The sequence below is a fragment of the Sedimentitalea nanhaiensis DSM 24252 genome (assembly GCF_000473225.1).
Lineage (GTDB): Bacteria > Pseudomonadota > Alphaproteobacteria > Rhodobacterales > Rhodobacteraceae > Sedimentitalea > Sedimentitalea nanhaiensis.
In genome coordinates this window covers 1-17,673 of sequence record NZ_KI421508.1, presented here as the reverse complement: position 1 = coordinate 17,673, position 17,673 = coordinate 1, and the positions used below count along the sequence as shown (strand labels likewise).

Annotated in this window: 21 protein-coding genes and 1 pseudogene; 9 read left to right on the top strand and 13 right to left on the bottom strand. The window is 55.2% G+C overall.

What is annotated here, in order from left to right; all coding sequences use genetic code 11:
• The 3 genes from NANH_RS25090 to NANH_RS28260 all read right to left on the bottom strand — a co-directional run.
• Positions 1-133, bottom strand: a 133-nt coding sequence (locus NANH_RS25090) for a helix-turn-helix domain-containing protein (RefSeq protein WP_036049158.1), incomplete at its 3' end; no start/stop codon positions are given.
• 107 nt (positions 134-240) lie between these two features.
• On the bottom strand, positions 241-810 hold the full coding sequence (locus NANH_RS25085) for an alpha/beta hydrolase (protein ID WP_051372187.1): 570 nt from the start codon (positions 808-810) through the stop codon (positions 241-243).
• Positions 811-818: 8 nt separating this feature from the next.
• On the bottom strand, positions 819-2,453 hold the full coding sequence (locus NANH_RS28260) for an RcgA family putative transporter (RefSeq protein ID WP_139236644.1): 1,635 nt from the start codon (positions 2,451-2,453) through the stop codon (positions 819-821).
• A 174-nt stretch (positions 2,454-2,627) separates the two neighbouring features.
• On the opposite strand from NANH_RS28260, the gene NANH_RS25075 reads away from it, so the two are divergent.
• Entirely contained in the window at positions 2,628-2,870 is a 243-nt protein-coding gene (locus tag NANH_RS25075) for a hypothetical protein (protein ID WP_139236646.1), read from the top strand.
• Between the two features lie 154 nt (positions 2,871-3,024).
• Positions 3,025-4,026 (top strand): IS30 family transposase, encoded by a 1,002-nt coding sequence (locus NANH_RS0101065; protein ID WP_027260378.1) that lies wholly within the window; start codon positions 3,025-3,027, stop codon positions 4,024-4,026.
• Positions 4,027-4,059: 33 nt separating this feature from the next.
• Here the strand turns inward: NANH_RS0101065 and NANH_RS0101060 are convergent, their stop codons facing one another.
• Positions 4,060-4,851: a transglutaminase-like domain-containing protein gene (locus NANH_RS0101060; protein ID WP_081710393.1), complete on the bottom strand. Its 792-nt coding sequence runs from the start codon at positions 4,849-4,851 to the stop codon at positions 4,060-4,062.
• 23 nt (positions 4,852-4,874) lie between these two features.
• On the opposite strand from NANH_RS0101060, the gene NANH_RS0101055 reads away from it, so the two are divergent.
• Positions 4,875-5,282: a hypothetical protein gene (locus NANH_RS0101055; RefSeq protein WP_027260376.1), complete on the top strand. Its 408-nt coding sequence runs from the start codon at positions 4,875-4,877 to the stop codon at positions 5,280-5,282.
• A gap of 12 nt (positions 5,283-5,294) precedes the next feature.
• Here NANH_RS0101055 and NANH_RS0101050 read toward each other — a convergent pair whose 3' ends face one another.
• Together NANH_RS0101050 and NANH_RS0101045 are read right to left on the bottom strand one after the other, a co-directional pair.
• Positions 5,295-6,632 (bottom strand): ATP-binding protein, encoded by a 1,338-nt coding sequence (locus tag NANH_RS0101050; protein ID WP_027260375.1) that lies wholly within the window; start codon positions 6,630-6,632, stop codon positions 5,295-5,297.
• On the bottom strand, positions 6,629-7,288 hold the full coding sequence (locus tag NANH_RS0101045) for a response regulator (RefSeq protein WP_027260374.1): 660 nt from the start codon (positions 7,286-7,288) through the stop codon (positions 6,629-6,631). The genes NANH_RS0101050 and NANH_RS0101045 overlap by 4 nt, the downstream gene beginning before the upstream one ends.
• A gap of 145 nt (positions 7,289-7,433) precedes the next feature.
• Between NANH_RS0101045 and NANH_RS0101040 the strand changes: the two genes are divergently transcribed.
• From NANH_RS0101040 to NANH_RS0101020, 5 genes are all read left to right on the top strand, one after another.
• Complete coding sequence (locus tag NANH_RS0101040; RefSeq protein WP_027260373.1) at positions 7,434-7,826, top strand: PepSY domain-containing protein; 393 nt, start codon at positions 7,434-7,436, stop codon at positions 7,824-7,826.
• Positions 7,823-8,431 carry a cytochrome b/b6 domain-containing protein gene (locus NANH_RS0101035; RefSeq protein WP_027260372.1) on the top strand — a complete coding sequence of 203 codons (609 nt, stop codon included), beginning with the start codon at positions 7,823-7,825 and terminating at the stop codon, positions 8,429-8,431. Before NANH_RS0101040 ends, NANH_RS0101035 begins: the two co-directional genes overlap by 4 nt.
• 194 nt (positions 8,432-8,625) lie before the next feature.
• Complete coding sequence (locus NANH_RS0101030; RefSeq protein WP_027260371.1) at positions 8,626-9,090, top strand: DUF2271 domain-containing protein; 465 nt, start codon at positions 8,626-8,628, stop codon at positions 9,088-9,090.
• Positions 9,091-9,112: 22 nt separating this feature from the next.
• Positions 9,113-11,320 carry a PepSY domain-containing protein gene (locus tag NANH_RS0101025; RefSeq protein WP_027260370.1) on the top strand — a complete coding sequence of 736 codons (2,208 nt, stop codon included), beginning with the start codon at positions 9,113-9,115 and terminating at the stop codon, positions 11,318-11,320.
• Positions 11,301-12,245, top strand: a complete 945-nt coding sequence (locus NANH_RS0101020; protein ID WP_027260369.1) for an FAD:protein FMN transferase — start codon at positions 11,301-11,303, stop codon at positions 12,243-12,245. The genes NANH_RS0101025 and NANH_RS0101020 overlap by 20 nt, the downstream gene beginning before the upstream one ends.
• Positions 12,246-12,501: 256 nt before the next feature.
• Here the strand turns inward: NANH_RS0101020 and NANH_RS27695 are convergent, their stop codons facing one another.
• The 7 genes and pseudogenes from NANH_RS27695 to NANH_RS0100990 all read right to left on the bottom strand — a co-directional run.
• A complete protein-coding gene (locus NANH_RS27695) occupies positions 12,502-12,762 on the bottom strand; it encodes a transposase (RefSeq protein WP_281170985.1) in 261 nt (86 codons plus the stop codon).
• A gap of 101 nt (positions 12,763-12,863) precedes the next feature.
• Positions 12,864-14,023 (bottom strand): IS3 family transposase gene (locus NANH_RS0101015; protein WP_139236648.1). Its coding sequence is split into 2 segments (ribosomal slippage): positions 12,864-13,774 and positions 13,774-14,023, totalling 1,161 coding nucleotides; the frame shifts between segments, so codons are not numbered across the junction.
• 104 nt (positions 14,024-14,127) lie between these two features.
• The gene (locus NANH_RS27330; protein ID WP_161631354.1) at positions 14,128-14,826 is read right to left on the bottom strand and encodes a CPBP family intramembrane glutamic endopeptidase; all 699 of its coding nucleotides are present in this window, start codon (positions 14,824-14,826) and stop codon (positions 14,128-14,130) included.
• Between the two features lie 55 nt (positions 14,827-14,881).
• Positions 14,882-15,388 carry a VIT1/CCC1 transporter family protein gene (locus NANH_RS29745; protein ID WP_367889538.1) on the bottom strand — a complete coding sequence of 169 codons (507 nt, stop codon included), beginning with the start codon at positions 15,386-15,388 and terminating at the stop codon, positions 14,882-14,884.
• Between the two features lie 104 nt (positions 15,389-15,492).
• Positions 15,493-16,125, bottom strand: coding sequence for a TIGR02466 family protein (locus tag NANH_RS27325; protein WP_161631353.1), 633 nt, complete (start codon positions 16,123-16,125; stop codon positions 15,493-15,495).
• A 55-nt stretch (positions 16,126-16,180) separates the two neighbouring features.
• Positions 16,181-16,621 (bottom strand): DUF4399 domain-containing protein, encoded by a 441-nt coding sequence (locus NANH_RS0100995; RefSeq protein WP_027260366.1) that lies wholly within the window; start codon positions 16,619-16,621, stop codon positions 16,181-16,183.
• A gap of 186 nt (positions 16,622-16,807) precedes the next feature.
• Positions 16,808-17,329, bottom strand: a pseudogene (locus NANH_RS0100990) (peroxidase family protein); the annotation flags it as partial.
• A 114-nt stretch (positions 17,330-17,443) separates the two neighbouring features.
• On the opposite strand from NANH_RS0100990, the gene NANH_RS0100985 reads away from it, so the two are divergent.
• Positions 17,444-17,673: helix-turn-helix domain-containing protein (locus NANH_RS0100985; RefSeq protein ID WP_027260325.1), on the top strand; the 230-nt coding region annotated here is incomplete at its 3' end.

Here is a 17,673-nt window from a genome sequence, read left to right as displayed (position 1 = left end):
ATTCGGGTTCGACAATCCCGGCCCGCAGATATTTCTTGATCGTGTTGCGAGACACGCCTGTTCGCCGCGCAATCTCGCGAATGGGCATCTTGTCTCGCAGCGCCCATTTCCGAATGACCCTCAAAAATCCCATGTCTACCACTCCAATAGCCCCCAGCTGAATCAAGCAGGGGCAAGGTTGCACATGGGTCAATTCTCAATGACAATTTCTGCAGTTGCCGGGTCAGTTCTCAGTGACAATCAACACTCGCCACTTTCGCCCGGGACATATCGGTGGCCTTGGCCAGTTACCTTTGCCGCCCATGACAGAGGCCATGCCGCGATCCTCTGAACCGCAGACATTTTGATCCCCCACATTGGAGAGATGAATGCAGTTGCTGCCACGGGCAAACCTTCGAGCATGGCTCGGAGCCCGATGCATGCGCCCATGGAAACGCCGACGAGGTAGTAGGGCTTCGGCATCTCCAGGCTTTCGACGACCTGCATCATTGCGGAGACGTCCTTCTGGTAGTCCGAGAAGTGGTGGATGTGACCAGCTTGTTGGTCATCTGCCATGCGATCTGAAAGACCTTGGCTTCTCCAATCGACCACGACTGTCGAGAACCCGTTGTCTGCGAAACTCTGCGCCACGCGGCCATATCTTTCGACGTAGCCAAACCGCCCGAGCATCAGCAGGATGGTCCCTTTTCTGTCGCCCGGAGTGTGATAAGCGCCCACCCTCAGGCGGACGTTATCTTCGGTTTGTATCCAGTAAGCGCCCGCAGATGATGGACCCTCGGCTATCTCTTTATAGAATTTTGCTTCTTCCATTTACCCACCTAGAATGTTCGTAATTTCGGACCGGCAAGAACATACACCGACGCAACCGCACTCGCCGCGAGCACCAATGAAAACCCATTGAGGCGACCCACCAGTACGAGATTGACCGACAAGAGGACGATCACGAGGAACATGCTGGTGATTGCCGGCTTGTCACGTGCGAAAGGATAGTCGTTGTCGTACAGCGCCAATCTTGTGAAGATACCGTTCATCTTCATGACACAGACAACAAAAATGGTGACGGTGACGACCATCATCATGAACGTCGTGAAATGGCTGATGGAACTGTTCTCTAGCCATCCGTTTGGAGGAACACTTGCTCCCAGGACGATGGCTGCATCTGTGCGGATCCATGTCACAAAGTCTTTGCTGTCCGTTTGCAAATACGTGATCTGCAATTTCACTAACATGGCCAGCCACAGAGCAACGACCACCACACGAAACACGGCCCAGACAATCTTTTGGCCTTCGCGCCGAAGTTGGGAGCGATCAATCTCGACACTCTCTAGGTCCGATGTCGTGCAAATATCTTCATAGTCGAGCGTGATGATCAGCGAAAACAGCAGTCCAAGCATGAAAATTGCAATGTAGGACGCGGTATATATGTAACCGACGGCCGACAAGATCATCGCCTGTGGTATTGAGATAATATCTGGCCGTTCCAGCGCGACGAGATACCGATCAATCTGAACGCCGTTTGCATCACCAGACAGATATGCTGGCAGATAGATACCAGCCCATTGAAATCCGAAGACAAAGAGAAAACTGAACAAGACGATTGCCCAGAACGAAAACGAAAAATCGTTAACCCGGGCGTTCCACGCCGCATTGCTCTTCGAATTGATCGACACCGCACGATCTGAGATGCATTTTGATCGGCCGACCCGGCGCCAATAAGTGTTCAGATTGCTTATGAAGAAGATGAAGGCTGGTAGTGCAACCAGAGGAAGGATTGTGAGCGTTGGCGCCCATATAAAACCGACTTGTTTGTCTAAGCCTTCTTGTGGGCTGTATGTGACACTGAGGGTTCCAAGAACATAATTCATGAGCCCCAATCCGGAGAAAACGATCCAATAGGCGATGAGAAGGTTGAGCGATGTTGCGCCGCTCAGCAATTGCTCACATCGTTCTGCCAGCGTCTTCCGTTTGGATCGGGCGCTGATCCAAACGGTATCTTCAAGATCGCCAAGGGCTGTGTCAGATAACGTTTGGGCTGGAGCCGGTGGTACGAGCACGTCGGGTGAAACAGCAGCGCCATTGGTTCGGCTTTTCCTTTTCTGCCGCCGTTGAAACGCGAGCCGTTCTTTGGCTGCCTTTAATTCGGTTTGCCATGCGCTCGTTGCTTCTGGGTCTCCGCAGCCAAAAATGCGCGCAAGCCAGCGGAGATTAATATCGCTAATTCCGTTTTCGTTATCTTGAAACCAAACCTGAACAGATCGCAATTCCACGCCTTCGCGATTGCCGTCGATTGCACAAATCGCATCAGCAAGCGATTCTGGTGTCCATGAGCCATCAGCGAAACCTTGGTTGTCGGAGGGTCTCCCTGCGCCTGCTGCCGCTAAACGAGCAAAAAGTTGCTTAAAGTTCTCGTCCGTTTGCTGGGGTGCGACATAAAATCTACCGTTTCTAATCAATGGACTACGCACCTCTTTTGCGTACCTTCGCGTATTTTTTCGCCCCTTTGCGTATTTTATCGTGCGCCTACTGAATTCGTAAGCACAACTGGAACACGAAGCGAGTATCTGCCGATGTTCGCCCAAACGAGCGATAAAATCCGCTCATTGGACTCTGAAAGTGAGGGGGTTTGTATGGCGACTGCTGCAAAAGAGCTGACGACATTCAACGGTACGAGCGTGGTTCTACGCGTCTCCAGACGCTCCAAACGCAGTCGCGTCGCACCCAGGGAGCCGGCGCGATTGCATGCCCATGCCGTCAATCGTATCCTTGATCGGGAAACCGGCGAGCTTGTCGGTTGGCTCTACAAGTGGAACACCGGTGAGCTGGTGCCACGATGGAAAGATAAGGCGAAGTCGGATATTGTCTACGACTAGAGGTCGCGGTTTAGGTGCCAGTAAACAAGGTCCACACAGCCAGCTAATTGAACATAATAAACCTTATGAGAGTTGATAGTGTACGCGGGAGCGCGCTACTTCCAACTGCGACTCTTGTTAGAAAACAATATGTTATCTGACGAGAGAAATCGGCATGGGAGCTGTATATAGCCAACTGAGTATCACAGAACGACGCAAAATTGAACGCTGGAGACATGCAAAGGTCCCTGTTGATGAGATGGCGCGTGTATTGAAGCGCTGTCGTTCGATGATTTTCCGAGAGCTGAAACGGAATCATTTCTCTGATGAATGCATGCCAAAGTGTGATGGCTACTACGGCACGGTCGCTCAGCTGATCGCTGCGGATCGGCGTGCCCGGCAGCGCAAACTGATCAAATATCCCAAACTGCGCAGTCGTGTGATCGAGCGCATCAAAAACGGCTGGACGCCCGAGCAGATCGGCAATCGCATGATCCATGAAGGCGCCCGACAAAGGGTCTGCCAAGAGACGACCTACCGCCATATTTATTCCAAAGAAAGTCAGCGCGATGATCTCTGGTGGTATCTTCCCACGCATCGTGTTGCACGCAGGCCGCGTCGCACCAGGAGGCGCAGAGAACCAAAGTTCCACCGCGATGTCAGCATCCTGTTCCGTCCTGACGATGTCGCGCACCGTTGCCAGTTCGGTCACTGGGAGGCCGATTTGATGCTGTTCAAACAAAAGCTTGGCCAGACCAATGTGACCTCACTGGTCGAGCGTGTCAGCAGGTTTACAGTCATCCTGAAGAACCCAAACAAGCGAACCAAACCTGTCATGGGAAAGATCATGGAGGCTATCCGTGACCTCCCCCTCTCAGCACGCAAGTCAATCACCATTGATCGTGGGACAAAGTTTGTCAGCTGGCCGCACCTGCGGGCCGAGATCGGCACCCAGACCTGGTTCTGTGATCCCTCATCACTTTGGCAAAAAGGTACGGTCGAGAACACTAATCGCAGGCTAAGAAGGTGGTTGCCGCGCAAACGGGACATCCGGCGATGCACAGATCACGATATGAAGGTGATCTGTAATCGCCTCAACAACACGCCCCGAAAATGCTTGGGATGGAGAACCCCCGCAGAGGTCTTCCGCGAAAAGATGATGGAAGAAATGCGATGAGCGCCCTACCCTCTGGTTAACAAGAGTCGCGATTCAGGTATCGCTCACACAATTGTTTTCATGGCGCAATCTTTCAACGCGGCGGTTTATCCCGCCGATCATGTGCCGATAGAACCACATCCGTATTCCATCCGGTCGGTTCTTGTACTTCGCGCTTTCATAGTAGGCGGATGGGTCATCCCACGTGCCGTGATCATCCGTCACGGCTGCCATTTGTTGAAAGGCTTCGTGATCGAGGTCGAAGTCTGCGCTGGCGTCGCCATCTTTCAGTGCAACCGAGTAGCCAACTGACCAACCGCAACGTATGATCTTGGCTTTCGCAGCGGTAAACAGTGGCAGGTCGTTGATGAAGGTGTCGATACGCCGCCAAGTGCCCTCAACTTTGACTTCGATCCAGGAATGAGAAATTTCCTTTGGTATGAGCCAATAAGCAATGCCTGTGAAGAAACCTCTCTGAATGTTTTTGGTGATCAGTGAAAAGTGGATGCGGGCAGGAATGCCCACAGCCTTGCAGAAGGCCAACAATAATGTAGCCTTCGTATTGCACTGCCCATATCCCAAACGGATTGTGTCCGATGCCTTGACGAAATCTCCACCGTCGGGAAACGCGAACTGAATATCATCCCTAACGAAAAGGAATAACTGTTCAAGCTTGCCGCGAAGCGTTGTTTCGGCTTGCGTCAGACGTATGGCGGTGTCTTTGACAAGCGGATGAGCATGATCTGCAAGTAGCTCCATTTGTAAAACATACAAAGCAGGAGGCCTCTTGACGTTGACGCAAGTCAAACGACACCCAAACCAATCATGCAACAGTCGGGCTTTCATCGAATGGTCGGAAGGAAAGGCAAATGACGGGAAAAAGTTTTGGAAGTCGTGCCCTGAAGATCGCAGCGGGTGTGGCAATCGTTTTCGGACTGTTAACAGTTTTGTCCGGTGGTCGTGCGCTTTTCGGTAGCGCCGAAGCCCGTGCTGCCGTCGGAAATGCGGTGCCTTTCGTTCTATGGTTCAACTTTGTTGCTGGGTTCGCTTATGTCGTCGCAGGGATCGGGTTGTTCTTGCGGCACCGCCCGGCGGTCTGGGTATCAATCGGTATTCTTCTTACGACTTGTCTGGTGATGCTGGCCTTTGGGCTGCACCTTTTGCTGGGCGGTGCTTACGAGATCCGGACGGTTGGTGCGATGATCCTGCGAACAGGTGTTTGGGCGGCCATTTCTATTGTGGCTTGGAGGCACATCGGGGAAGTTCCCAAGCTCTGAAATGGGCGATGCTTAACCTGTCTCAACACAACCAGGCAATTGAAATACCGCCTCGAATCCGTCCGTCTGGCCTTGTGCCGGGGAGTGAAGTTCCAGCGTCGCCTGCGCCCCATCGGCTATCGCTTTCACAATCGATAGACCCAGCCCACTACCGTCCGATGCAGACTGCCCGCGTTCGAAACGGGCGGTTAGCCTCGCCAAAGTTTGGGCTGGAAGCGGCGGGCCATCGTTGACCACCCTAAGAGTATCGCCCGTCAGAGCCACTTGAACAGGGGTGCCACCATTGCCGTGACGCAGCGCGTTCTCAATCAGGTTGCGAACGACAATCGCAAATGCGTCTGGATCAAGGTCGGACAGCACCGGGTCAGTCGAAAGTGTGCTTTGAATACGCGCTGGTCCAGCCATGCCGTTGAAATCCGCTAGCACCATGTCCAGCACAGGGCGCAGATCTGACGCGGTATCACGGCGCAATCGCCCACCTTCGGCCCGCGCCAGTTGCATGAGTTTCTCGGAAAGGCGGGTCAACCGTTTGAGCGCAACTTCGATTTCCGCCGCGCGCGGCGCTGCATTGGAATCAGAGGTTTCGGCCATCAGCCGCTGTGTTTGGGCAAGTGCCGCGGCAACCGGTGTGCGCAGTTCGTGTGCAGCATTAGAGGTAAAGCTGCGCTCGGCTTTAAGGGCACGTCCAAGACGTTCGAGCAAAGCATTGACGGCTTCTGCCACTGGCTTGATTTCCTTCGGGAGACTGCCGTCAACGACCGCCGACAAGTTGCGTGCACCACGATTGGCCAGTGCAGTGCTAAATTGTCGGACAGGTCTGAGACTGCGTCGGACGATCCAAAACACGCCAAACAGACCAAATGGAATGGCGATAATCAGTGGTAAAGCAAGTCCGACCGCTACTTCACGGGCCACCTCGGCACGGTGGCTAAGTGGCTCGGCCACCGCAATGGTAATCGAGCCTTGCAATGCCGCGTCATAGTAGAGTCGGTGCGTCGCGGTCTGGCGAAAACCCAAACCTTCGAAGGTAGGAAAATCCGCATCTTCAGCTGCGTGCGACCGTAACAGGACACGACCCTGTTTGTCTCGTACGATGTAGGTAAAGAACTCTTCATGCTCGCGCAGGGTGGCGATGCGTCTACTGATCCCCTGCTCCTCGCGGCTGATTATGTCAACTACCACCAGTGGCAGGATGCGTTGTGCAGTTTCCTCCAGCGTGGAATCAAACACCTCGTTCATTTTGTGACGCAACAGGGACGCGGTCGCCCATGCGGTGGCCAGCCAAAGCATCGTCAGCCCAACACCAAGGGCCAGCGCCAAGCGGCCTTGCAGAGAAACGGGCGTCCTCACGGCGCGCCCAGCCGGTAGCCGAGGCCGCGCACTGTCTCGATCCGGTCCCGCCCCAGTTTTTTGCGCAGGCGGCTTACATGCACTTCAATCGTGTTGCTCTCAACTTCGGTTTCAAAGGAATACAGCCGCTCTTCCAGTTGTGCTTTCGACAAAAGCTGCCCCGGATGCTGCACGAAGGCTTCGAACAGCACCCATTCGCGGGCGGTCAGGGGCACCGGTTTGCCGTCGCGAAGTACAGATCGCGCGGCAAGGTCGATTTCCAGATCGTCCAAAGTGATTAGTGGGTTTGGGTTGCCCGCGTAGCGCCGCGCCACCGCACCGACCCGTGCTGAAAGCTCAGATAGGTCAAAGGGTTTGACCATGTAGTCATCGGCACCGGCATTCAGTCCTTCAATGCGGTCACTAATCTGGTCCAACGCCGTAAGAATGATAACGGGTGTCACGTCGCCCCGCTTTCTGAGCGCTCGCAAGAATGGCTGCCCCCGCCCGTCGGGAAGCATCAAATCGAGGAGTATCAGGTCATAGTTTGCGACCTCCAGATAATCGCCTGCTTCATCCAGCCGCGTGGCCCAGTCAATGGAATGGGCGTCAGCAACAATCTGGTCGCGCACTGCAGCACCCAAAACCGTATCGTCTTCGATCAGCAGCACACGCATATCTGGCTTTTCCCGTTTTGTTTGCGCGCCTTCTATCACCGACAAAGCTGACGTGCACCTGAAGCACTAAGTATGCGCACTTCAGGTTCTCGTCAGGTCGGCGGGTGACAAGGCTTCATCAACTTGGGTTTCAGGAGATGGAACAATGAAAAAGTATCTGATGGCAACGACCCTTTTGGTTGGCCTGGGAGCGGCAGGTGTTGCTCTTGCCGATGACGACGATTGTCGTGTGCCAATGGCTGACTGGCAACCGCGCGAAGCAGTGCAGGCGATGGCTGAGGCGCAGGGCTGGACCGTACGCCGGATCAAAACGGATGATGGCTGCTATGAGATCAAGGGCCGTGACGCCACCGGTCGTGAGATCGAGGTTAAGGTTGATCCAGCCACGCTGGCTGTAGTCGAATTCGAATATGAAGATGACGACGATGACGATGACGATCACTACCGTGGTGGCGGCAACGCCGCACCAGCCGGATCAGTCGAGCCACCTGCGAATGGGTTGTTCACTCCCGGTACAGCGCCGGTCGTTGAGCAATGATCCGCGTTTGGGACCCTCTTGTGCGTTTATTCCACTGGGGGCTGGTTCTGGCTTTTGCTGCCGCATGGCTGACCGGAGATGAAAACGAGCTTTGGCACATTTGGGCCGGTTATTTCGCGGCGGGGTTGATCGCCGTTCGGCTGGTCTGGGGTCTGGTAGGCTCGCGATATGCACGGTTTTCACAATTCGTCCGCGGGCCGGGTACGGTCGCGAAGTATTTGCGGGATATGCTGCGCGGGCGCGAAGCCCGTTACATCGGCCACAACCCAGCGGGAGCCGCAATGATCGTGGCACTTCTGCTGACTATGTCCGCCACGGCCTTCACCGGCTGGCTGATGGTCGAGCCGTCGCGACTGGCCTATCTTCCACAAGTGCCGCAGATCGTCGCCCCGGCGCTCGCCGACGATGATGGGGGTTATGAACGGGGTGAGGGTGGCAATGAGGCGCTTGAAGAAGCGCACGAAGTTCTGGCAAACCTTATGCTCGTGCTTGTCGTTTTGCATATCGTTGGTGTGATGATTGCATCGCGACGGCATCATGAAAACCTGGCCCGTGCAATGATCACCGGACGAAAGCGCGCCGCTAACCCAGGGGACATCGCCTGACCCAGAATCGACTTTCCTGTGCAGGCCATATGTCCCTTTGGCCTGCGCACCTGCCCCGTCGCGACCCTAAGCGCGACGGGGCTTTTTTCTGCCAAACCTGACGGCAAACTGAAGTCATTTTCTGTTTCCCGTCAGGAACACATCAGCCGAATCCCTCATACAGAGCTCAAAACAACCGAATATGGAGAATTCCGATGAAAACCCTGCTGTCCGCTCTCGCTTTGACGACTGCACTCACCGGGCCTGCTTTGGCTCGCCCCGTCACGCTGACCACAAACATGAACCAGTATGGCGGCGATGGCGCTTATTTGGCGCTGTATGTCACTGATGCAAATGGCACCTATATGGGCAGCCTGTGGATGGCCGGTGGCAAATCCAAATACTACGAACATCTGAGCGACTGGTATCGTGCGACGGGCGGCAACACGGCCGAGATCAATGGCATCACCGGTGCGAGCGTTGGGGCGGGGCGTCAGTTAAAGATCACGCTCGATCTGGCGGATGCGCTGTTTGACGCGGGTTACGAATTGCGTATCGACGCCTCGGTCGAAGACATGCGCGACAGCCCGTCCGAAGTGGTTGTGCCGCTGACTACAACGGGCGCGGGCCAGCCGGTTACCGGTCGCCGCTACATCCAAGACTTCACCTACGACATGTAATCCCCACCAAAGGAGCTTCGCCATGCTGCGCGCCCTGCACAAGTTTCCCGGCCTGATCGCGGCTTTGCTGATCGTCATTATGACGCTCAGCGGGGCGGTCCTGAGCGTTCTTCCCGCTGTAGAGGTCGTGCAGGCCCCCGCGCAATCCGACCCGACCCTGACGGTGGCCACATTGGCAGACCGCATCGCCATCACTTACCCCGGCGTAGAACAAATCCGCCGTGCCCCGTCTGGGCAGATCACAGCGTTCTACTTTGACGCAGGGCAGCCAGGTGCGGTGGTCATCGACCCAGCGACAGGTGTCGGCGTGGCGAATTACGAGCCCTCAGCCTTTAAACGCTGGATGACTAACCTGCACCGTTCGCTGTTTCTGGACGACGCAGGTCGGCTAGCTGCAGCGGCGGGGGCGGCTTCACTTTTGGTGTTGTCGATCTCGGGTCTGATGCTGACAGCACGGCGGGTCGGAGGCTGGCGGCGGTTTTTCTCACGCCTGCGTGGCCCGCTAATGGGACGTCTGCATGTCGAAGTTGCACGGGTGACGGTCATTGGATTACTGTTTTCCTCCGCCACCGCACTGTTCATGACAGCCAGCACCTTTGATTTGCTCCCACAAGGCAGTAGTCCGGTGTTTCCCACCAAAGTTAGCGGCCAAACCGGTGCTGAACCCGGCACAATGGCATTGCTGCGCGACACGCCGGTGGAAACCTTGCGCGAATTCACCTTTCCCTATCCCGATGATCCAACAGATGTGTTCATGCTCAAGACAAACACGGGCGAGGGATATCTCGATCAGGGAACAGGCGAGACGTTGATCTGGGCCGATGCAGGTCCATCGCAACGCTTCATTGAGACGATCTATATGCTGCACACCGGACAAGGCATGGCCTGGTTGGGGGTAGTCCTGGGACTAATGGCACTTGGTGCGCCGTTCATGGCCGCAACTGGCGTGATCCTTTGGGTGCAAGCCCGCCGCGCCCGGCCCCGGATAAAAGGTAATGTCGCGACCGGACAAGCGGACACAATCCTACTGGTCGGTAGCGAGGGTGGCAGCACCTGGGGATTTGCGGCGACGTTACACGATGCATTGACGCAAGCAGGTCACAAGGCTCACGCAGCATCAATGTCGCAATTTGTGCCGAGCCGGTATGGCCGTGCAGAACGGGTAATCGTGTTGGCTGCGACTTACGGCGAGGGTGCAGCACCTGCCTCAGCCAAGGGGTTCCTTGATCGGTTGGCGACTTTGCCGAAAGCCCCAGAAATGCCACTGGCTGTGCTCGGGTTCGGCGACAGCAAGTTCTCCGAGTTCTGCGCTTATGCTGTAGATGTGACTCGCATGGCGGCCGAAAAAGGTTGGGAACAGATGCTGCCAATGGCAACAATTGACCGGCAGTCGCCGCAAGAGTTCGCCCGTTGGGGGCGTGATCTGGGCAATGCACTTGGTCAACCATTGGAGCTTTCGCACAGCGCGGCGATCCCGCGAAGTCATACACTGACCCTCATCTCCCGACGCGATTATGGTGCAGAGATGCAGACCCCTGCTGCAATCCTACGCTTTGCTATCCCGAAGGTTGGGCATTGGGCGCGGTTTAAGGGGCGGGCTTTGGGTCGATTTTCATCGGGTGACCTGCTGGGTATCATTCCCGAAGGGTCGCACGTGCCGCGGTTCTATTCTCTGGCTTCGGGACGCGCCGATGGCTTCATCGAAATTTGCGTCAGCCGCCACCCGGGTGGGCTTTGCTCAGGTCAGCTTTTGGATTTGGCCGTTGGTGACAAAGTGCAGGGATTTATCCGCCAGAATCCGGATTTTCGACCTGTACGGGGACGTAAACCGGTGATCCTGATCGGCGCAGGAACCGGCATCGGGCCCCTGGCAGGCTTCGCACGTGCTAACAATTCGGGCCGCCCCATGCATCTCTATTTTGGCGCACGGCATCCTGACAGCGACCTCTTCTACGAACGCGAGATGAAGAACTGGCAGAAAGAGCGGAAACTCACCTCCGTTACCAACGCATTTTCGCGCACCAGCAGCCGCACCTATGTGCAGGATGCTTTGCGCGCCGATGCAGAACGAATTGCCAAGCTTATCAGTGAGGGGGCGCAGGTCCTGGTTTGCGGCGGGCGTGACATGGCTGCAGGCGTCACTGATGCGCTGTCCGATATCTTGGCACCTGCCGGATTAACACCCGCCACATTGAAAGCAGAGGGACGTTATGTTGAAGATACCTATTGATCTTGTGCGCCATGCCCTGAACGGCCCAACCATGGGCACCCGTTGGTCGGCGCTGTTTTACGCCCCTGCAGCAATCGACCCTGAACCGATCCGCGCGGCGCTTGCTGAGAGCGTTGATGCGGTGGACCGCCAGATGTCCACATGGAAACCCGAAAGTGATCTGATGCGTCTCAATGGCGCGCCGGTCGGAACATGGGTTTCCATTCCTTCGGAGCTAATGACGGTTCTGGAGAAAGGGTTGGAAATCGGCAGGCTTTCGAACGGGGCGTTTGACATTGGCATGGGGGATGTCGTGAGCGCCTGGGGGTTTGGCCCGAACGAGGTCAGCACACAGGCTATACACGCCACACTTGGCAAGGAGCGCTCCCTGGCGCATGAGTTGCTGGAGCTCGACCTTGATGCGCTGTCAGTCCGTAAACTTGCCCCGCTTGCGTTGGACCTGTCAGGCATCGCCAAAGGCTTTGCAGTTGACCAAATGATGGCAGTTTTGAACCGTTTTGAGATCACAGATGCTCTTGTAGGTCTCGACGGTGAAATGCGCGGCTCCGGCGTACGCCTAGATGGCCGAGCATGGACAGTGGCCATTGAGCGTCCCGATTATGAAACGCGGGCACCGCTGTCCATGATTGAGCTAACCGATGCCGCTGTCGCCACATCAGGTGATTACCGTCATTGGATCGAAACAGGCGGCAAACGGCTTTCGCATACGATGGACCCGGCGCTCGGTGGCCCTCTGCAGGACACGCCTGCATCGGTTACTGTTCTGGCCAAGACCTGCATGCAAGCAGATGCTTGGGCGACGGCGTTCATGGTTTCCGGACAGGAGAAGAGCGCAATTTGGGCTAAGGATCTTGGGCTGACCGCCGTATTTGTCCATCGTGACGGTGACGAGGTTTGCCAATTGCATATCGGAATGCCAATTTAAAGCTGTCCGGCCACAATACATATCGGCAGCACGATGACTTCAGCGCCCCGAATAAGGGTATTCCGTACTACGAACAGCGCACAATTACCGAAAATTTTGACCGCATGTGTCAACTGTAGAAAACGACTGAATTTTCAATGAAAACTTGTGCTACAAACTCTTCGCGAATTTTGCCTTTGTCACGTCGTTTTCTAACAAAATAACCTGATCGGATATTAGCCGCATTGCAGAGTGCCGCTAAAGTAGCGGTCAGGACTCATAGCCAATAAATGACAAGTGCGGCGAGAGCTATGGCGGATAGGAACACCTTCGGGTGTCTGTCGTATCGGGTTGCCACGCGCCGACAATCCTTAAGCCTGCCAATCATGATCTCGATCCGGTTGCCTCGTTTGTATCGACGTTTGTGGTACTTCACGGTCTTCTTGCGCTGTTTCCAGCCCGGGATAAGCGAATGACGGTCAATGCTGTTGCAGCTCAACCCGACGCCATCGGATAAGTAAAGAGAATCAGATGGCATAAATTGAACCAGAAGTGGACGAATACTGAACTACGTAGACCCCCACCAAACTGAAAGATCATACCGAATGCCAACTGACCTGCCCCCCGAGGCTCCCTCATTCATAACGAGAGTCTGCGGGTCTGGTTTTCATATTCTCCGTTGTCTGATTGGGCAAGCGCGCCGGGCGCGGAGCCCTCAAATTGCTCAAGCGTCCGGCGCGCTTCTGCGGGTGTTTGGTTGCCGAGCGATGAGTGCGGCCTGACGTTGTTGTAGTCGTATCGCCAGAGCGCCAGCTTGCGCCGGGCATCCTCCAGACTGTCGAACATCTCCTCGTTCAGGAGCTCGTCGCGCAGGCTGCCGTTGAAGCTCTCGATGAAGGCGTTCTGCTGCGGCTTACCCGGATCGATGTAGTGCCAGTCGACGCCGTTGTCGTTGGCCCACTTCAGGATTGCCCGGCTGGTGAACTCGGTCCCGTTGTCGCTGACAATGCTGGCCGGTCTGCCATAGACCCGGACAAGCGCATCCAGCTCCCGCGCGACTCTGGCCCCTGAGATGCTCGTGTCGGCCATCAGGCACAGGTTCTCGCGGCAGCAATCATCGTTCACCGCCAGAATGCGGAACCTTCGGGATGCACCGAACGTGTCGGATAGGAAGTCCAGAGACCAGCGTTCACCAGGTCTCAGCGCCTCTGGCATAGGTGTCCGCGATCCACGGGCACGTTTCCTGCCCCTTCGTCGCCTGACGACCAGTTTCTCTTCTGTGTACAGGCGATAGAGCTTCTTGTGGTTCATGATCATACCCTTACGCTCTAGCATCACACCGATCCGGCGGTAGCCAAACCGACGCCGCTTGGCCGCGATGGCCTTCATCTCTTTGCGTATCTCAGGATTGTCCGGCGGGCGCTCACGCCGGACAGTCTTTGGATCGACACCGACAAGTCGGCAGGCCCGGCGCTGCGAGATGCCATGATCCCGCATCGCCCGGAGCGCTGCTTCGCGCCGCTCATTCGACGTCGTCAGCTCTTTCCCAGCAAGTCCTTCAACACGACGTTGTCCAGCATCTGATCCGCGAGCAGACGCTTCAATTTGGCATTCTCATCCTCCAAAGCCTTCAGCTTGGCCGCATCAGACACTTCCATGCCGCCATACTTGGATTTGAATTTATAGAATGTGCCCTGACTCAGGCCATGCTTGCGGCACACCTCCGCCGTCGGCATCCCGGCTTCCTGTTCTTTGATCATTCCGATGATCTGCGCTTCTGTAAAACGGCTCTTTCGCATCTGTTTGCTCCTTCAAGAGGTTGAGCAAACTCTACATTAAAGTGCGGGAGGTTTCGGGGGGCAGGTCACAACCCAGCTAAGCTTGCGAACATGATAGAGCTCACTCAACCTGCAAAATGTGCGAATCCGAAAAGTAAGCTTGCGATACCGATGGCTGGCCAAACTCCGATCTGAGAGGCGAGACCACGTTGGATGTAACCTCGAAAGAACGCTTCTTCTGGCAAACAAGTCAAAAAAAGATTCCCAACGAAGAAGATTGGGAGCCATCTTGGTAAGGAGAATTCGAAACTTAGAAAGCCAGCAGCCAGAGAGACCAAAAAAACTCCTACTAGCATGAGAAGGGCTACTGTCGCGGTGCGATAATCACGTGCATGATCGTTTTCTCGGACCCACGGCACTGCGACGAGCAATATCATGAATATGAATGGCTTTTCTAACCCGATACTATAACTAAATTTTTCGCTATTTGGTCCAATTTGAGCGTCAGAAACGATGTTGAGCTTGTCTACACCTGGGATCAATTGAAAACCCAGAGCCAAACAAACTAGTACGAGCACCCCATGTCCCGCAATCTGAAATCTCTTGGGTAACAAAGGTTGTAGTGCAGCGAGACCCATTAGGATCGCAAAGATCAATATTGACAACAACGTCAAGAGACCAAACCACCAACCAAGTAGTGCGGTCACGACAAGAAATGGCGAGATCGACTTATTGCATCCGTTCCAAACCGCCGCCAACGCGACGATAAAAGGTAGCCATGTTAAAATCTGTGGCCAGAATCCGGCAGCACCAAACGTACTCATCATCTTTCCAAATCTATATCATTGACAATTTTCAGGATGAGTAGGTTTGCTCCGCTTAAAGAACAAGATTGAACGCCGTCCCAACCAGCATCGCAGTGACCATGACACCCGCACCCAAAAGACATGACACTACCATCCTGTGCCAAAGGCCGGGTCCGTTCGAACTAGAGTCAGACGCTCCAAACGTGCTCAAGACGACCAAACTAACTATGAAGACGGACGCTACAAGGTACTCTTTGGGCGCAAGGATCGCGATTGCAATAGGAGCAACCGCCCCAACAACAAACGAAGGGGCATAGGAAAGAGCGAGTAGTAACGGGCTTGTTAAAGAATTTCTGTTTTCGTGACATGTTTTCTCAAAAGATTCCTTTGTGTCCGCACTGGTGTATCGCCGACTGAGAGCCAAGGATTCCCCTACCACCACCGACAGCGAACCCGAGATCGCTCCAATCGACCCCGCGAGTATTGCATCGCCTTTTGACGTCGCAGCTGCAGCTGCAACACCGACAATCAAGCTAGCTGTTGAGATGATCCCGACAGTTGCAGTTTGAAACTTTAGCATCCTATCGAACGTACTTTCTTGTTGATGTACTCTTGGTGTGAGCTGAGCGTTGCGTGACAAGAGAAGCCCAACTTGCTGAAACTGTAGAGGTATTGATATGACAACTATTTCTTCGAACCGGTCGTCCTAAAGGTCGCATTGAACGCGATCGACACGCGCTCTTCTTGGGTTTCGTTCGGGTAGACCCAGTGCACGAGGTAGGACGGAAATAGAACCAGTTCACCAGGCTGAGGCCGGAATTTGCGCGCTGCCCCGAAAGTCGGGGATTTGAGGATGCGCCAGTTGGGCAGATCGGTGCGCGGATTAAGAAACTCGATTTTGCCAGATTCACCTTTTTCCACGGCGGGTTGGGACACATAGTAAACGCCGGACCAATGTGCGCCCGGATGAGTGTGCGGTGCATTGAAGCCCCCCGACGGCGTTGAATTCATCCAGCCAAAAATGTCCAGTTTCAGCGTTGCGAGGTCCAGATCAGGGCTGACGTTCTGGGTGGCGATGTAGGTCGCGGCCTCGGCGACAGTTTTAAGCTGCATGATGCACGTTGTTGTAGATTCAAACAGATCTCCGGAAGAATGCCATGCGCCATAGTTGGATTTGGCGACACCCTCGCTTTGCTTGCGAAGGCGTACACCTTCTTGCAACAGATCGCGGTTGAAGGCATCTGCGTCCGGCAGCCGGAAACGAAACAGCGGGGTTGAGAAGAGCTCTTCGCAATCGGTTTGCTCAAGTGTGTCCATGGTCATATTCCGTATTGTTACAGCCCCCGCATAAGATCGCGGAGGCCAGACTTCTCTATTCTACTGTGATTGTGATCACTTCAGAAAACACCGGGGCGCTGTGCGGGATGTGGTCCTTGTCGCCAAGGACAAGCTGCAGCGTGTGAGCACCGGGAGCGAGTTCAATCATCGTCTCTGTCTGCCCTTTTCCGAAATGCAGCAGATTGTCGTCAGCTGGCATGTTCATATTGAACTCTTCGGCACCATCCTCGCCTTCACCCAAAGCCGGGCGGTCGATGAGCAAGTGGTGGTGACCGGTATTCTCGACCTCAACGCCCGCAGGCGCCACACCCATGCCTGTCAGGCCAAAGATGACCTTTACCGGGCTTTGAACGGTATCGCCATCCTGCAGGTTCCCGAAATACTGGACGGTGTCGGGGGCCGCCGGGGTCCCACCCGCAAGTGCGGCAAGCGGGGCCATCATCAGTGTTGCAGCGACAAGAGTCAGTTTACGCATTGAATAGTTCCTTTGTTGGTTGTCTTCAGATTTCTGCCAGGGCGACGCTACATGCGCCGCCCTGGCATTTGACACGCGGTTGATCCGCAGTCGGTTTCTTGCTCGATTGGCTTCGTTGCCCGAAACGGTGCCTGCGCTTACGCCCGAGGGGACTTTTGGGCGCAAGTTCTGGTTCGCCGGGATCCGTTAAGCGAGATCGAAGCGATCAAGGTTCATCACCTTCGTCCAGGCCGCGACGAAATCCTGAACAAATGCCAAATGGGCATCCTCGCTGGCATAGACTTCGGCGAGGGCACGCAGTTGCGAGTTGGATCCAAACAACAGATCAACGCGGGTGCTGGTCCATTTCACCTGACCTGTCGCACGGTCCCGGCCTTCAAAGACATCAGCCTGAGCCGTCTTCGGGGCCCAAACCGTATCTCTTGTCAACAGATTGGCAAAATAGTCATTGCTGAGCATCCCCGGGCGATCGGTAAAGACACCGTGCATTGATCCGTCAGCATTGGTGTTCAAAACCCGCAGGCCACCGAACAACGCTGTCATTTCCGGTGCAGTCAATGTCAGCAGCTGTGCACGGTCTATCAGCAACTCTTCCGCCGAGCGATTGAGGCCCGGCTTGAGGTAGTTCCGGAAACCGTCGGCCACAGGCTCCAGGACTGCAAAGGACTCAACGTCCGTCTGTTCCTGCGTCGCATCCGTCCGACCTGGCTGTTGATTGTCACTGAGAACTGACCCGGCAACTGCAGAAATTGTCATTGAGAATTGACCCATGTGCAACCTTGCCCCTGCTTGATTCAGCTGGGGGCTATTGGAGTGGTAGACATGGGATTTTTGAGGGTCATTCGGAAATGGGCGCTGCGAGACAAGATGCCCATTCGCGAGATTGCGCGGCGAACAGGCGTGTCTCGCAACACGATCAAGAAATATCTGCGGGCCGGGATTGTCGAACCCGAATTCCAGAGACCGGACCGGCCGAGCAAGCTGGATCCGTATGCTGAGAAGCTGACAGCTTGGTTGCTGTCTGAGCAGCGCAAAACACGCAAGGAGCGGCG

Coding starts and splice junctions, on each gene's coding strand:
- NANH_RS25085 (WP_051372187.1), bottom strand. CDS start 810: ATGGAAGAAGCAAAATTCTATAAAGAGATAGCCGAGGGTCCATCATCT.
- NANH_RS25075 (WP_139236646.1), top strand. CDS start 2,628: ATGGCGACTGCTGCAAAAGAGCTGACGACATTCAACGGTACGAGCGTG.
- NANH_RS0101065 (WP_027260378.1), top strand. CDS start 3,025: ATGGGAGCTGTATATAGCCAACTGAGTATCACAGAACGACGCAAAATT.
- NANH_RS0101060 (WP_081710393.1), bottom strand. CDS start 4,851: ATGAAAGCCCGACTGTTGCATGATTGGTTTGGGTGTCGTTTGACTTGC.
- NANH_RS0101055 (WP_027260376.1), top strand. CDS start 4,875: ATGACGGGAAAAAGTTTTGGAAGTCGTGCCCTGAAGATCGCAGCGGGT.
- NANH_RS0101045 (WP_027260374.1), bottom strand. CDS start 7,288: ATGCGTGTGCTGCTGATCGAAGACGATACGGTTTTGGGTGCTGCAGTG.
- NANH_RS0101040 (WP_027260373.1), top strand. CDS start 7,434: ATGAAAAAGTATCTGATGGCAACGACCCTTTTGGTTGGCCTGGGAGCG.
- NANH_RS0101035 (WP_027260372.1), top strand. CDS start 7,823: ATGATCCGCGTTTGGGACCCTCTTGTGCGTTTATTCCACTGGGGGCTG.
- NANH_RS0101030 (WP_027260371.1), top strand. CDS start 8,626: ATGAAAACCCTGCTGTCCGCTCTCGCTTTGACGACTGCACTCACCGGG.
- NANH_RS0101025 (WP_027260370.1), top strand. CDS start 9,113: ATGCTGCGCGCCCTGCACAAGTTTCCCGGCCTGATCGCGGCTTTGCTG.
- NANH_RS0101020 (WP_027260369.1), top strand. CDS start 11,301: ATGTTGAAGATACCTATTGATCTTGTGCGCCATGCCCTGAACGGCCCA.
- NANH_RS27695 (WP_281170985.1), bottom strand. CDS start 12,762: ATGCCATCTGATTCTCTTTACTTATCCGATGGCGTCGGGTTGAGCTGC.
- NANH_RS27330 (WP_161631354.1), bottom strand. CDS start 14,826: ATGAGTACGTTTGGTGCTGCCGGATTCTGGCCACAGATTTTAACATGG.
- NANH_RS29745 (WP_367889538.1), bottom strand. CDS start 15,388: ATGCTAAAGTTTCAAACTGCAACTGTCGGGATCATCTCAACAGCTAGC.
- NANH_RS27325 (WP_161631353.1), bottom strand. CDS start 16,125: ATGGACACACTTGAGCAAACCGATTGCGAAGAGCTCTTCTCAACCCCG.
- NANH_RS0100995 (WP_027260366.1), bottom strand. CDS start 16,621: ATGCGTAAACTGACTCTTGTCGCTGCAACACTGATGATGGCCCCGCTT.